Source organism: Hymenobacter terrestris, assembly GCF_013377905.1.
Lineage (GTDB): Bacteria > Bacteroidota > Bacteroidia > Cytophagales > Hymenobacteraceae > Hymenobacter > Hymenobacter terrestris.
Genome location: NZ_JABKAV010000078.1, coordinates 1 through 14,409, shown reverse-complemented (window position 1 = coordinate 14,409; position 14,409 = coordinate 1). Strand labels below are relative to the sequence as shown.

At 59.5% G+C, this 14,409-nt stretch carries 13 protein-coding genes; 5 read left to right on the top strand and 8 right to left on the bottom strand.

The genetic code is table 11. From position 1 onward, the window contains the following. Positions 1-168 precede the first annotated feature (168 nt). The 5 genes from carA to HW556_RS16410 all read right to left on the bottom strand — a co-directional run bounded on the left by carA (position 169) and on the right by HW556_RS16410 (position 5,488). Positions 169-1,242 carry a glutamine-hydrolyzing carbamoyl-phosphate synthase small subunit gene (gene carA, locus HW556_RS16430; RefSeq protein ID WP_176901208.1) on the bottom strand — a complete coding sequence of 358 codons (1,074 nt, stop codon included), beginning with the start codon at positions 1,240-1,242 and terminating at the stop codon, positions 169-171. Between the two features lie 116 nt (positions 1,243-1,358). Then, the gene (locus tag HW556_RS16425) at positions 1,359-2,501 is read right to left on the bottom strand and encodes an aspartate aminotransferase family protein (protein WP_176901207.1); all 1,143 of its coding nucleotides are present in this window, start codon (positions 2,499-2,501) and stop codon (positions 1,359-1,361) included. A 92-nt stretch (positions 2,502-2,593) separates the two neighbouring features. Then, the gene (argC, locus tag HW556_RS16420) at positions 2,594-3,574 is read right to left on the bottom strand and encodes an N-acetyl-gamma-glutamyl-phosphate reductase (RefSeq protein WP_176901206.1); all 981 of its coding nucleotides are present in this window, start codon (positions 3,572-3,574) and stop codon (positions 2,594-2,596) included. Further along, positions 3,564-4,757: an argininosuccinate synthase gene (argG, locus tag HW556_RS16415; RefSeq protein ID WP_176901205.1), complete on the bottom strand. Its 1,194-nt coding sequence runs from the start codon at positions 4,755-4,757 to the stop codon at positions 3,564-3,566. Before argG ends, argC begins: the two co-directional genes overlap by 11 nt. A gap of 161 nt (positions 4,758-4,918) precedes the next feature. Then, positions 4,919-5,488, bottom strand: coding sequence for a GNAT family N-acetyltransferase (locus tag HW556_RS16410; RefSeq protein ID WP_176901204.1), 570 nt, complete (start codon positions 5,486-5,488; stop codon positions 4,919-4,921). A 570-nt stretch (positions 5,489-6,058) separates the two neighbouring features. Here HW556_RS16410 and argB point away from each other — a divergent pair. The 4 genes from argB to HW556_RS16390 all read left to right on the top strand — a co-directional run bounded on the left by argB (position 6,059) and on the right by HW556_RS16390 (position 10,389). Then, complete coding sequence (gene argB / locus HW556_RS16405) at positions 6,059-6,841, top strand: acetylglutamate kinase (protein WP_176901203.1); 783 nt, start codon at positions 6,059-6,061, stop codon at positions 6,839-6,841. Beyond that, positions 6,829-7,908 carry a M20 family metallo-hydrolase gene (locus tag HW556_RS16400; protein WP_176901202.1) on the top strand — a complete coding sequence of 360 codons (1,080 nt, stop codon included), beginning with the start codon at positions 6,829-6,831 and terminating at the stop codon, positions 7,906-7,908. Before argB ends, HW556_RS16400 begins: the two co-directional genes overlap by 13 nt. 187 nt (positions 7,909-8,095) lie before the next feature. After that, positions 8,096-9,400: an argininosuccinate lyase gene (gene argH, locus HW556_RS16395; protein WP_176901201.1), complete on the top strand. Its 1,305-nt coding sequence runs from the start codon at positions 8,096-8,098 to the stop codon at positions 9,398-9,400. 458 nt (positions 9,401-9,858) lie between these two features. Next, complete coding sequence (locus tag HW556_RS16390; RefSeq protein ID WP_176901200.1) at positions 9,859-10,389, top strand: TetR/AcrR family transcriptional regulator; 531 nt, start codon at positions 9,859-9,861, stop codon at positions 10,387-10,389. A 7-nt stretch (positions 10,390-10,396) separates the two neighbouring features. On the opposite strand, the gene HW556_RS16385 is transcribed toward HW556_RS16390, so the two are convergent. Both HW556_RS16385 and lpdA read right to left on the bottom strand, forming a co-directional pair. Then, entirely contained in the window at positions 10,397-10,615 is a 219-nt protein-coding gene (locus HW556_RS16385; RefSeq protein ID WP_176901199.1) for a hypothetical protein, read from the bottom strand. A 99-nt stretch (positions 10,616-10,714) separates the two neighbouring features. Further along, positions 10,715-12,109: a dihydrolipoyl dehydrogenase gene (gene lpdA / locus HW556_RS16380; protein ID WP_176901198.1), complete on the bottom strand. Its 1,395-nt coding sequence runs from the start codon at positions 12,107-12,109 to the stop codon at positions 10,715-10,717. Positions 12,110-12,337: 228 nt separating this feature from the next. On the opposite strand from lpdA, the gene HW556_RS16375 reads away from it, so the two are divergent. After that, the gene (locus HW556_RS16375) at positions 12,338-13,072 is read left to right on the top strand and encodes a tetratricopeptide repeat protein (protein ID WP_176901197.1); all 735 of its coding nucleotides are present in this window, start codon (positions 12,338-12,340) and stop codon (positions 13,070-13,072) included. Positions 13,073-13,263: 191 nt separating this feature from the next. On the opposite strand, the gene HW556_RS16370 is transcribed toward HW556_RS16375, so the two are convergent. After that, positions 13,264-14,409: geranylgeranyl reductase family protein (locus HW556_RS16370; RefSeq protein WP_176901196.1), on the bottom strand; the 1,146-nt coding region annotated here is incomplete at its 5' end.

The following is a 14,409-nucleotide window of genomic DNA, read 5'->3' as shown; positions in this document are numbered from 1 at the left end:
TGCGCCGGAACCGAGGATGAGTACTTTGTTGGGTTTGTTCATGTGCGGACCCCACCCCCCGGCCCCCTCCCCTCTGGGAGAGGGGGAGCCTAGTGATTCACGGGTTAGTTTTTAGAGCCAAAAGCTAAGACTAGAGTCCCTCCCAATTGGGGAGGGGTTGGGGTGGGGTTAGCGTTGCTTATACTCCACCAGCGCTTTCAAAAAGTCATCAAACAGAAACTCCGTATCCTGCGGCCCACCAGCGGCTTCGGGGTGAAACTGGGTCGAGAAAAACGGCTTGGACGTGTGCTTAATGCCTTCGCAGGTGCCGTCGTTCAGGTTCTCGAACAGCATCTGCCACTCGGCGGGCAGCGTTCCGGTGTCCACTGCGAAGCCGTGGTTCTGGCTGGTGATGTAGCAGCGCTGGGTGCCGGTGAGCTTGACGGGCTGGTTGTGGCTGCGGTGGCCGTATTTGAGCTTGAACGTATCGCCGCCCGCCGCCAGGCCCATGAGCTGGCTGCCCAGGCAGATGCCGAAAATGGGCTTGTCCTGGGCCAGAGCCTTTTGCAGGTGCCGGATGGTGGCCTCGCACATTTTGGGGTCGCCGGGGCCGTTGCTCAGGAACAGGCCGTCGTAGTCGAGGGTCGTGAAATCGTAGTCCCAGGGTACGCGAATCAGCTCCACGTCGCGCTCCAGAAAGCAGCGGATGATGTTGGTTTTGGTGCCGCAGTCCACGAGCACGATTTTGTGCTGGCCGTGGCCGTAGCGCTGCACGCCGGCCGGACTCACCTGCGCCACCAGGTTGTCGAGGTTGGGGTCGTGGAAAGGCACGTCGGTATCGGCCACGATTTTGCCCAGCATCGCGCCTTTCTCGCGAAGCTTCTTGGTGAGCATGCGGGTATCGACGTTGAAAATACCGGGGATATTGTACTCTTTCAGCCAGTCGCCGAGGCTTTTGGCGGCGTTCCAGTGGCTGTGCTCCTCGGAGTAATAGTTGACCACCAGCCCGGCAATGTGAATCTTGTCGGACTCGAAAATCTTCGAAATCGACTCGTAGAGGTCCTCGCCGGGCACGCCGTAGTTGCCCACCATAGGGGTGGTAAGCACCAGTAGCTGGCCGGCAAACGACGGGTCGGTCAGGTTTTCGGGGTAGCCGGTCATGGCTGTACTGAACACGACTTCGCCCGCAGTGGAGGTGAACGCGCCGAAGGATTCGCCGCAGATGGAGGTGCCGTCTTCGAGGGTTAGGATTACTTGGTTCATCTGTGTGTTGCTGTTGTAGAGATGCAATATGTTGCGTCTCAATCGTTGCTGACATTATTGATGCCGCGTCGTTTTGGCGCAAGCCGTTCAACGACGAGACGCAAAATATTGCGCCTCTACACCGCTCTGGCGGCGGCACCGACAATGCCATACAGTGCCTGCAAAAACCGGTCAACCTCGGCTCGGGTGATGTTCAGCGGCGGCAGCAGCCGCAGCACCGTAGGGTCGGAGGCGTTGCCCACGAAAATATGGTGCTCCGTCAGCAACTTGTCGCGGATTTCCTTGATAGGGAAGTCGTACTTAATGCCCACCATCAGGCCGCGGCCGCGAATTTCGACAGCCCCGGCGTGGGCCAGCAGCTCCGTGCGGAGGTAGTCGCCCAACTCGGTGACGTGGGCCAGTAGGTGCTCGTTTTCGATGACTTCGAGCACGGCCAGAGCGGCGGCGCAGGCCAGGTGGTTGCCACCGAACGTGGTACCCAGCAGGCCATAGGAGGCTTGCAGCTTGGGCGAAATCAGGATGCCGCCAATGGGAAAACCGTTGCCCATGCCCTTGGCTACCGCAATAATATCGGGCCGCAGACCGGCATGCTGGTGGGCGAAGAACTTGCCGCTGCGGCCGTAGCCGCTCTGCACCTCATCGGCAATGAGCAGCACATCGTTGGCCCAGCACAGCAGCGCCAAGTGCCGCATGAACTCATCTGAAGGCATGATGATGCCGCCCACGCCCTGAATCGGCTCTACGATAACGGCACATACGTCGCCGCCGTGCAGCACGGCTAGTACCGCTTCCAAGTCATACTCCACGAAAGTTACAGCGTGGCCCGCGTTGAAGGGGGCCACGATTTTCGAATTGTCGGTGGCGGCTACCGCGCCAGAGGTGCGGCCATGAAATGCCCCTTTGAACGCCACCACCCGCTTTTTGCCGGTATGGAACGAGGCCAGCTTCAGCGCATTCTCGTTGGCCTCGGCCCCGGAGTTGCACAGAAACAGCGCGTAGTCCTGGTAGTCCGATACCTGGCCCAACTTGTGCGCCAGCTCCGTCTGAATCGGAATCTGCACTGAGTTGGAGTAGAAGCCAATATTTTGCAGTTGCTCCGTCAGGCGCTGCACGTAGTGTGGGTGGCTGTGGCCGATGGAAATCACGGCGTGGCCGCCGTAGAAATCCAGGTACTCCTGGCCCTTGTCGTCCCAGAGTTTCGCGCCGAGTGCGCGCACGGGCGTGATGTTGACGAGCGGGTAAACGTTGAAAAGGTCCATTTTTTTGAAGCTGTTAGCTAGTGGCTGATGGCTGTTAGCTTTTTGAGGAAGACCAAGTAAATGCGTGCCAGACCGAAGCTGACAGCTAGTGGCTAAAAGCTAATAGCTTTAAAAAGCAGCCCCGTCGTTTCGGGCAGGCCGAACAGCAAGTTCATATTCTGCACTGCCTGGCCCGACGCGCCTTTCACCAGATTATCGATTACCGAGGTAATTAATAATTGCTTGCCCTGTTTCTGCACATGCAGCAGGCATTTGTTGGTGTTAACCACCTGCTTCATATGAATTTCCTGGTCTGAAACCGTGGTGAAAGGTGCGTCGGCGTAGAAATTCCGGTACAGTTCCCGCGCCTCGTTATGCGTCAAATCCGAGGGCGTGTAGACGCTGGCGAAAATGCCCCGCGCAAAATTGCCACGGTAGGGAATAAAGTGAATCTCAGCTTCTGATTGCGGCTGCAACTGCGCCAGACTCTCGCCGATTTCGCCGAGGTGCTGGTGCGTGAAGGGTTTGTAGATGGACACGTTATTGCTGCGCCACGAGAAATGCACCGTTTCCGAGAGGCTCTGGCCGGCGCCGGTCGAGCCGGTGATGGCCGATACGTGCACATCATCCATCAGCTGGCCGGCCTGGGCCAACGGCAGCAGCGCCAGCTGAATGGCCGTGGCGAAGCACCCTGGGTTGGCAATGCTCTGGGCCTGCTGGATGCGGCTGCGGTTCAGCTCCGGCAGGCCATACACGAACTCGCGGCCTTCAAACTCGGCATCGGCCGTCAGTCGGAAATCGTTGCTTAGGTCGATGACGTGGGTGGACTCGGGCAGGACGTTTTTGAGCAGCCAGGCTTTGGAATTGCCGTGGCCTAGGCACAGAAACACCACGTCCTCGTCGCCGGCCAACTCGGAAGCGAAGGTCAGGTCGGTTTCGCCCACCAAGTCATCGTGCACCTGATGCACCGGGTTGCCCGCGTTCGAGGAGCTCACGATGCCGCCCAGCTCCACGAACTCGTGGTGCAACAGAATGCGTAGCAGCTCGCCGGCCGTGTAACCGGCGCCGCCTACGATACCAGCCTTAATTTTCATCGTTGAAAGAGGAATGAATCTTCAGCTGGTTGCTGAAAATTTTGATGAAGCCCTGGGCGTCGCGGCCGTCCCAGGCGTTGTTTTCCTCGCCGTAGGTAGCCACCTTCGACTGCATCATATCATATTTCGACTCCACGCCCTGCAGCTCGAATCGGTAGGGCAGCAGCGTCACGAACACCGTCCCCGATACCCGCTCCTGCGACGACGTGAGGAAGGCCTCGAAGTCGCGCATCACCGGGTCGAGGTACTGCGCCTCGTGCAGCAGCGTGCCGTACCAGTTGGCCACATAGTCTTTGTGCAGCAGCTGCCAGCGGCTGGAAGTGTGCTTTTCCAGCAAATGGTGCGCTTTCAGCAGAATCAACGGAGCCGGGGCCTCGAAACCCACGCGGCCCTTGATGCCCAGAATCGTGTCGCCCACGTGGGTATCGCGGCCGATGGCATAGGTACCGGCCAGCTCGTTGAGGGCCTGAATCAGCGCCACCGGGTCCAGGGTTTCGCCATTCAGAGCCACCGGCTCGCCCTGCTCGAAGGTAATTTCCACCTGGGTCGGCTCCGTAGCGGTAAGCTGGGTCGGGTAAGCCGATTCGGGCAACGCCTGGTGCGAAGTCAGGGTTTCGACGCCGCCCACGCTGGTGCCCCAGATGCCCTTGTTGATGGAGTACTTGGCCTTCTCCCAGCTCATTTCGAAGCCGTGCTGGTTGAGGAAGTCGATTTCAGCCTGCCGCGACAGTTTCAGGTCGCGGATGGGCGTGATGATTTCGGTGTTGGGCGCAATCACCGAGAAGGCCACATCGAAGCGCACCTGGTCGTTGCCGGCCCCGGTACTGCCGTGGGCAATGTAATCGGCCTTATGCTCGCGGGCATATTCGGCCAGCGCCAAGCTCTGGAACATGCGTTCGGCACTCACGCTAAGCGGGTAAGTATCGTTTTTGAGGATGTTGCCAAAAATCAGGTAGCGCAGGCAGTCTTGGTAGAAGCGCTGGGTCACATCGATTACCTCGTGCTTGCTGGAACCCAACTCGTAAGCCCGCGCCTCAATGGCGGCCAGCTCTTCCGGCGAAAACCCGCCGGAGTTGACGATAACCGTGTGAACTTCCAGACCCAGCTCGCGGGTCAGGTACACCGCGCAGAACGAGGTATCCAGCCCGCCGCTGTACGCTAAAACGACTTTCTTTTTAGACATGTGATTGGGAGAAGTGAGGCTGTGAGAATAGGTCGAATGATAGAGAGAATGTCATGCTGAGCGAAGTCGAAGCATCTCTACCGCCGTGGTAATCCTGACGCCTAGGTTAGCCTGGCAACGAAGCGGTAGAGATGCTTCGGCAACGCTTAGCGTGACGTCCTTTACTGCTCCTGACGCAGGATTTCAATGCTTTGCTGGCTGAACTGGTCGTGGAGCTTATCGTACACCATGCCGGTGCAGAGGCACATTTTACGCTCGTTTTCCTGCAGAATCGGGTAGTTTTTGCAGCTCGCGCAGCCCTTCCAGAAGTCCTCGCTTTGGGTGAGTTCGGGGAAGGTAACGGGGCGGTAGCCCAGCTCGCTGTTAATCTTCATTACGGCCGCGCTGGTCGTGATACCGAAGATTTTGGCCGCCGGATACTTGGTGCGAGAAAGCTCGAACACGCGTTCCTTAATGGCGCGCCCCAGGCCCTCCTTGCGCAATTCCGTATTCACAATCAACCCGGAATTGACGACGAATTTGGCGTCTTCGAAAGTTTCGATGTAGCAGAAACCAGCCAGCTCGCCCTCAATAAACGCAATAACGGAATCACCCTTTTCCATCTTTTTAATCAGATAGTTAGGATCACGCTTGGCAATACCCACGCCCCGCTGACGGGCCGATTCGGCATACCACTGACATAGGGTTTCGGCGTACTGCGCATCGGCAGTTTCGGCGACTCGGAGCAACATGACGGAAGGTCGGTTAGCGGCCCAACAGGGCAGCAGGAGGAAAGACACGAAAGCGGGCAGGCGGCGCGGGCCCAGCAAGTGGGGCGGACGCCGAAAGCAACCGGCCGCAGCGCTTAAGCGGCGGGCTCGGCGGCAGAGAACCGGGAGGGCGGGGCATTCCGGCACCAAGCCGGAAAAAACACGCGGAAGCTTACACTCGGACTAGGAACAGGTGATTCGGGAAAATTCTCGGGGGCGGGCCGATGGGCAGGCCCCGAACCGGCTCTTCGGCGACGAAGAACACGGGAATACTAGTGCGGCCAGCTTAAGCTGGCATAATTCGCACGACCAGATTTGGTCGTCGCAGAAGCGCAGTAGTAGAGAGTTGAATCATGTGCAGATGCCGCAGGGCGGCAGGTAGGGCCTTTCGGATGTTAAAATGACTGAAAGCCGAAATGCGTTGCAAACGTAAATGTTTTTTTTCGGAAACTTTGCCGCGTCGTCCGCCAAAGGATTCGCTGGTCCCAGCTGCTTGGCTCCGTATAGGGCGTTTCCGGCCCCCTCCCCGCCCGTTTTTCCCGTATTCGTGTTATGGCTGAAACCCTGAAAATCTTTAAAATCGGCGGCGCAATTCTTGATGAGCCCGCCCAGCTGAGCCGCTTTGTAGCCGCGCTGGCCCAAGTGCCCGGTCCCCGGCTGCTGGTGCACGGCGGCGGCCGCGGGGCCAGCCAGATGCTCATGCAACTGGGACTTGAACCCCAGCTGGTGCAGGGCCGCCGCATCACCGACGCGGCCACGCTCGACATCGTGACGATGTTCTACGCCGGCAAAACCAACAAGCAGCTCGTGGCTGGTTTGCAGGCGGCGGGAGCCAATGCGCTGGGCCTTTCAGGAGCCGATGGCAACGCCATCAGGGCCTTGCGCCGGCCGGTGGGCGCTATCGACTACGGCTTTGTGGGCGACCTGCCAGCCGATGCCGTGAATACCGGCCTGCTGGAGTTGCTGCTACGCGCCGACGTGCTGCCCGTGCTCTGCGCCATCACCCACGACGGCCACGGCCAGCTACTCAACACCAACGCCGACACCATTGCCAGCGCCGTGGCCGTGGCGCTGGCCGCACGCCGCGCCGTGGAGCTACATTTCTGCTTCGAAAAAGATGGCGTGCTGGCCGACGTAAACGACAATAATTCGGTAATTGAGCGCCTGACGGCCGCCGAATACGCCCAGCTGAAAGCCGCTGGCGCGGTAGCCGCCGGCATGGTACCTAAGCTCGATAATGCCTTCGCGGCACTGGAAGCCGGCGTGGAACGGGTGGTAATTGAAAACGCGCTCCGCATCAACGAACCCGTAAAAACCGTGCTATGCCGGAGCTAGACGAGCCGCTGCTGACCCAGCTCACCGACGATGCCATTCAGCTGCTGATTCAGCTGATTCAGACGCCCTCCTTCTCGCGACAGGAAGACCAGACGGCCGAGCACCTTGTCCGTTTCCTGACCTTTCATGGGGCCCGGCCCGAGCGTAACGCCCACAACGTGTGGGCCGTGAGCCGCCACTACGACCCGGCCCGACCCACCATACTGCTCAATTCCCACCACGACACCGTGCAGCCCGGCACCAGCTGGAACACCGACCCGTTCGGGGCCACTTTGGAGGGCGACCAACTTATTGGCTTGGGCAGCAACGACGCGGGCGCGGCGGCTGTGAGTCTACTGGCCACCTTCCTGTATTTCGAGCAGCACCCGCCAGCCTTCAACCTCATCTGCGCCATTACGGCCGAGGAAGAAATTTCGGGCCCCGACGGTATTCGACGCCTCCTGCCGCTGCTGCCCGAAATTGCGCTGGGCATTGTGGGCGAACCCACCCAAATGGACCTTGCGGTAGCCGAAAAAGGCCTTGTGGTACTCGACTGCACCGCCCTCGGCCGCACCGGCCACGCCGCCCGCGAGGAAGGCGAAAACGCCCTCTACAAAGCCCTCGATGCTATTCAGCGGCTGCGCGCATTCCGTTTTGAGCGGGTTTCGGAGCTGCTTGGGCCCGTGAAGCTGACGGTTACCCAAATCCAGGCCGGCACCCAGCACAATGTAGTACCCGACCGTTGCACGTTCGTAGTTGATGTGCGCACCAATGAGTTGTACACCAACCAGGAAGTGGTGGATATCGTGCGCGGGCAGCTTGGGGCTGAGGTCGTGCCACGCTCCACCCACCTCAACTCCTCGCGCATTGCCCCCAGCCATCCGCTGGTGCAGCGCGGGCTGGCCCTGGGCCGCCGTACCTTCGGATCGGTCACGCTCTCCGACCAGAGTATGATGCCCTTCACCACCGTCAAAATCGGCCCCGGCGACTCGGCCCGCTCCCACACCCCCGACGAGTACATTTTGCTCAGCGAAATCAGGGCCGGCGTGCGGGGCTATGTGGAGCTGCTGAGCGGCCCGGAGTTGTAGAGACACAACATTTTGCGTCTCGTCGTTGAACGACACCGAGGCAATTACCAACGCGGGAATTACAACATCAGCAACGACGAGACGCAAAATCTTGTGTCTCTACATAGTTTCTATTTGGCTCTAAAATAATCTGAAAGCGGCTTTTTTCATCAGGGAATTAAGCCAACCTTTCACTCTCAACCATCACATGAAAATCTGGGATAAAGGCATTGCCGTCGATAAGAAGATTGAACAATTTACCGTGGGCCGTGACCGGGAGCTAGATCTGTATCTGGCCCCGTTTGATGTGCAGGCCTCGCGGGCCCAGGCCAACATGCTGGCGGCGGCGGGCCTGATTTTGACGGCCGAAAACGCGCATCTCCAGCAGGGCCTGGGCGAGCTAATGCAGCAGTTGGAAGCTGGCACCTTCGTCATTGAGCCCGAGTATGAGGATGTGCACTCCAAAATCGAAGCCTACCTGACCGAGAAATTCGGCGACGCGGGCAAGAAAATCCACACGGCTCGCTCGCGCAACGACCAAGTGCTCACTGCCCTACAGCTGTTCATAAAGGATTACTGCCGCCGCACCGCCAGCCGCACCCTGGAGCTGGTGGAGGTACTGCTCACCAAGGCCGAAGCCCACCAAACCGACCTGATGCCGGGCTACACCCACTTCCAGGCAGCCATGCCCAGCTCGTTCGGACTCTGGTTTTCCGCCTACGCCGAACATCTGCTCCTCGACCTTGCACTGTTCGAGGCCGCCTATGCCGTGGCCGACCAGAACCCGCTGGGCTCGGGTGCGGGCTTTGGTTCCTCCTTCCCCATCGACCGCCAGATGACGACCCGGGAAATGGGCTTTGGCAACCTGGCCGTAAGCAGCGTGGGGGCGCAAATGCTGCGCGGCAAAACTGAGCGCACCCTCGCCTTTGCCTTGGCCGGCATGGCCGCCACGCTGGCTAAAATGGCCTACGATTTGGTACTCTACAACTCCCAGGATCTGGCTTTCGTGGAGCTGCCGGCCGCCTTTACTACCGGCTCCAGCATTATGCCTCACAAGAAAAACCCCGACGTGTTCGAGCTGATTCGGGGGCGCTGCCAGGTACTGCAGGCGTTGCCCAACACGCTGCTGCTGGCCACGGCCGGCCTGCCCAGCGGCTACCACCGCGACTTTCAGCTGCTCAAGGAAACCCTCTTCGAGCCGATGACGCAGCTACTCGATATCCTCGACATCGTGCTCTTTGCCCTTCCCGAACTGCGCATCAAGCCCAACTTGCTGAATCAGGCCAAGTACGACGCCGTGTTTTCGGTCGAGAACATCAACCAGCTTATTCAGGCCGGCGTGCCGTTCCGCGAGGCGTACAAGCAGGTGGGCCGGGCCGTGGAGGATGGCTCCTACCAGCCGCACCGCGAATTCCAGACCACTCACCTGGGCAGCGTGCACAACCTGGGGCTGGCCGAAATTCGGGACAAAGTGGCGCGGTTCCAATCAGGCAGCAGCCTGGGGAAATCATAGAGAGTGCGATGTGCTGGCCAAAATTTTGCACTTCGCGGTAACAGGTCGCATTTCAGCGGCTTAGCAGATTCATTACCGGGTGAGTGTTTGCTCACCCTAATAAAGTGAGCTAACACTTACTGGTTTTCGAAATGATTGCGTAAGTTTGCTCTCGCTAACGGTTGCTGACTCCCACTAGGCACCGCCAGCCAATTCCCCGCCCCGATTACCCGGATGTACTCCCACCCACATCCGGCCTTCTCCGAAAAGCCGCGCGGCTCTGCCCCGGCACTGCCGCCCGCAGGCTTTCGGAACAAACGCAGCCGGCCGATTCGGAACCCCCGAATCGGCCGGCTTCTTTTTGGGCTTATCTGGGAGTTGCTTATTTTGCGGCGGCTGCGCCGGTTTTGAGCTTTTGCGCCCGTACTTGCGGGTTCAATTACTACCGGGCTCCGGCCCGTCTACTCTCCCCTACTGCCATGACCAACCGCAAACAGCACATTGCCGACGTGGCCCTGCGGCTTTTTGGGGAACGAGGCTTCGATAATAGCTCCACCCAGCTTATTGCCCGCGAGGCCGGCGTATCGGAGGCACTGATTTTCAAACACTTCGGCTCCAAAGACCTGCTGCTGGAGTTCGTTATTCGTAGCGGCTACAAGCGCATCATCGAGGCCAACCGCGGCGGCCTCACCGAGCCCGACCCGCTCACATTCATCCACAGCGTTATCGAGCTACCCTTTAAGCTGGTGCGCGACGAGCCGTTTTTCTGGAAGCTGCAGTACCGCCTAGCCGACTCGGAGATGGCCCGCCAGCAGCACGAGCGGTTTATGCGCCCGCTGCCCACCCGGCTCCGGCAGGCCTTCGAGCTGCTCCAGTATACCGACCCCGATAAGGAAACGGAGCTGTTGCTGTTGCTGGTAGAAGCCCTCTGGAAAACCGAAGCCACCAAAACGGAGGATTACGGCCAAGACATGCCCGGCTTCATCAAGAGCAAGTATCAGGCGCAATAAGCAGTTGTTATTGCTCGCTTTTGCGGTCCATCCGTGCAAAGAGCTTCAGCAGTATCAGCAACGGAGCGAGTGCCAATAGGACCAGTCCGAAAATTCGGGCGAAGCCATACATGATGCCCGAATCACCGTCCAGGTTATTCATAAAGCCCATCGTGCCGAGAAAGGTCAGCAGCAGGCCAAGGATGAATAGCATAAATAAGCGCACGAAGGAAGGCAGCCATTTCATTACGAAGAACGATTAAGTGGTTGAAAGTTCTAATATAGAAAAGAGGCCCTTCCGACGAGCGGAAGGGCCTCTTTTCTGTCTTCAGCTGAGAAGTTTAGCCTACAGGTGAATCACCTCGCCGTAGGCAGCGGCGGCGGCTTCCATGATGGCTTCGCTCATGGTGGGGTGCGGGTGCACAGCCTTGATGATTTCGTGGCCGGTGGTTTCGAGCTTGCGGGCTACGACCACTTCAGCAATCATTTCGGTTACGTTGGCACCAATCATGTGGGCGCCGAGCCACTCGCCGTACTTCTTGTCGAAGATGACTTTAACGAAACCATCCTTAACGCCAGCGGCCGAGGCTTTGCCCGAAGCTGAGAACGGGAACTTACCCACCAGAATGTCGTAGCCCTGTGCTTTGGCTTCGGCTTCGGTCATGCCCACCGAGGCAATTTCGGGCGAGGCGTAGGTGCAGCCGGGGATGTTCTGGTAGTTGAGCGGCTCGGGGTGGTGGCCGGCAATTTTCTCGACGCAGATAATACCCTCGGCCGAGGCCACGTGGGCCAGCGCGGGGCCGGGCACAATGTCGCCGATGGCGAAGATGCCGGGCACGTTGGTCTGGTAAAAATCATCCACCACAAGGCGGCCTTTCTCTACCTTGATGCCCAGCTCTTCGAGGCCCAGGTTTTCGATGTTCGTAACTACGCCTGCGGCGCTGAGCACCACGTCGCACTCAATCTGCTGGTCGCCCTTGCCCGTTTTCACGGTCACGATGCAGCCCGCGCCGCTGGTATCCACGGCGGTTACTTCGGCGCTGGTAAGCACCTTCACACCGATTTTCTTGAAGGATTTCTCCATCTGCCGCGACACTTCTTCGTCCTCCACGGGCACGATGCGGGGCAGGTATTCCACCACCGTCACCTCGGAGCCCATGGTGCGGTAGAAATAGGCAAACTCGACGCCGATGGCGCCCGAACCCACTACTACCAGGCGCTTGGGCAGCTGTTCCAGGGTCATGGCTTTGCGGTAGCCAATAATCTTTTTATCGTCGATGGGCAGGGCCGGTAGCTCGCGCGAGCGGGCTCCGGTAGCCAGGATGATGGATTTGGCCTCCACGGTTTCCGTGCCGCCCTCGGCTTTGGTGAGCTCGATTTTGCCGGCCGCCAGCAGCTTGCCGGTACCCATCAGCACCTCAATCTTGTTCTTTTTAAGCAGGAAGTTGATGCCCTTGCTCATGCCATCAGCCACGCCGCGGCTGCGTTGAATTACGGCACCGAAGTCGTAACCCACGTTTTCGGCACTCAGGCCGTAGTCGGCAGCGTGGTTGAGGTACTCAAATACCTGGGCGCTTTTGAGCAGGGCTTTGGTCGGAATACAGCCCCAGTTAAGGCAGATGCCGCCCAGCGACTCGCGCTCGATTACGGCTACTTTCAAGCCCAGCTGCGAGGCCCGGATGGCGGCCACGTAGCCGCCCGGGCCGGTGCCGATAACGACCAGGTCGTATTGCAATGCCATAGTGTGTTCGGTTGAAGAGTAAAAGAAGCGCCTGCCGCCAGGTAACGCCCGCGGCCGGCCGGGCAAAGATAGGCAGGCCGGGGCAGTCGGGCGCGGGCGTTTTTTAGAAGCGCCCAAAACAGGCGACACAAAATTTCGGCCCCGTCTTTGCCCCTATTGGCGGCGACGGCCGTACAAAGGCGCGTCGCCACCGTGGCCTGCTGGTCATGCTGGCTATTTTCACCAGATATGCGTTACTTTTTCATGAAGACACCCTTCCTCTCTCTAATGGCTGGTACTACGTTGCTGCTGGCCGGTGCCTGTGCCCGTAATAGCACTGCCGACGTCGAACGCCCTTCGGCCCGCTCGGCCTCCGCCGAAACGGGTACGACCAGCACTACCCCCATCACCGACCGCGACGCCCCAAAGGCTGGTTCTTCCGACTATATCGATCCGGCCGCTCGCAAAACTGCCCCCGACTTTCGCGCCGATATAAAGAAAGCTGATGCCCGCCTGCTGGCCGTGCCCGGCGACGTGGAGGCACTGCTGCTACGCGCCAAGTCGAAGAGCCAACTCAAGGACTACCGCGAGGCGATGAGAGACTACAATGCGGCTATTCAGCTGGCACCTACCAACAGTGATTTGTACTACAACCGGGGCCTGAACCGGCTGGAAATGAAGGAGTACAGCGGCGCCATCCTGGACTTTGGCAAGGCGACCAAATACAACCCCAAAGACCGGGACGCCTTCTTCGGCCGGGGTTCAGCCAAAATGCAGATGTTCAACTACCGCTCGGCCATTCCTGATTTCACCAGGGCCATTGCCCTTGACCCGAACTACGCTGACGCCTACGAGTACCGCGGTATAAGCTACGCGTCCATCAACAAGTTCAAAGAAGCCCGCGTCGACCTGGAAAAGGCAACCCAACTCAACCCCGCCGCCGAAAAAAGCCTGCGCCGCTACGTGGGTAACAAGGACAAATAGAAAGTAGGAGGGCAAGAAAAAAAGAACGTCATTCTGAGCGAAGGCGCAGCCGTAGTCGAAGAATCTCTTCCGCAGTGGTAATTCCAACGACCGCAACAAAGCGGTAGAGATTCTTCGACTTCGGCTGCGCCTTCGCTCAGAATGACGTTCCTTATCGCCCTTCCCCTCTCCCGTCCCCGCTACCTGCTCCTCTATTTTCCCAGCAGCAGTTTGAAGTAAAAGCTGGGTTGGCGGAGCCGCTCGCGCAGGTCGAGGTCGAGGAACATGTTGCTGATGGTTTCGGCCAGCGTGGGGTTGTTGGCGGCGCGATTGGCAATGAAGTTGAACAACCAGGGGTAGTCAAGCAACCGTTGCATAGCCCGGCTCAGGCGCAGTTCCTGCCACAGCCGGTTGTACACGGCCGCATCGTAGCCTTTCAGGAATTCCGGCGTGAAGTTTCGGGCCGCTACGGCCCGCGCGGCCCAGTCGGCGGCGTGGCGGCCGCTTACCATGGCGTGGCTAATGCCCTCGCCCGAAAACGGGTCGATGAGCGAGCCGGCATCTCCAAGCAGCAGATAGTTGCGGCCCGAAAGCGGGCGGCGCTTGGAGCCCAGCGGCAGCCCGAAGCCGCGCACCGGTCCGAGGCGCTCGGCGTTGGCAAACCGGTCTTTCAGGGCCGGGTGGGTACGCAGGATTTCGTCGAGCCGCTCGCGCAGCTTCACCTTTTTTTTCGCAACGGCTTCGCTGAGCATGCCCACGCCCACGTTGGCCTGGCCGTCGGGCAGCGGGAAAACCCAGAGGTAGCCGGGCAGAAACTCCTTAATGAAATGCAGCTCGATAAAATTATCGGGGTGCAGGCCGGTTACGCCGCGGTAGTAGGCGCGCAGGCCGGCGCAGTGGTGGTCCGGCTCCAGCACGTGCCCGCCAATCACGCGGGCAAAGTTCGACTGGGCCCCGTTAGCCGCCAGCAGCACGTCGGCGGTGGCTATTTCAGTGTCATCTTTGGCCAGCAGACGCCAGCGACCATCGGGCAGCTGCTCGTGGCCGGCTACGTCGGTGTTTTCGCGGAAGTCGATTTCGGGCCGGCGGCGCACCTCTTCTATGAGGAAATTATCGAAGTCGATGCGCTTGCTGATGTGACCGGCCGCGCGGTCGGTGGCCGGATCGTAGTTCGGCTTAAAGGGCACGGCCAGCCGGCGGCCATTAGGCGCATAGAAGTCGATGCCCCAGCTAGGCAGCTGTGCTGGCTCGGCGGCCAGACGGGCTGGCAGCGCCTCATCAATTCGCCGCAACTCGCTGAGCACTTTACCGCTGAGCGCGTCGCCGCATACTTTGTCGCGTGGGAACGTAGCGCGGTC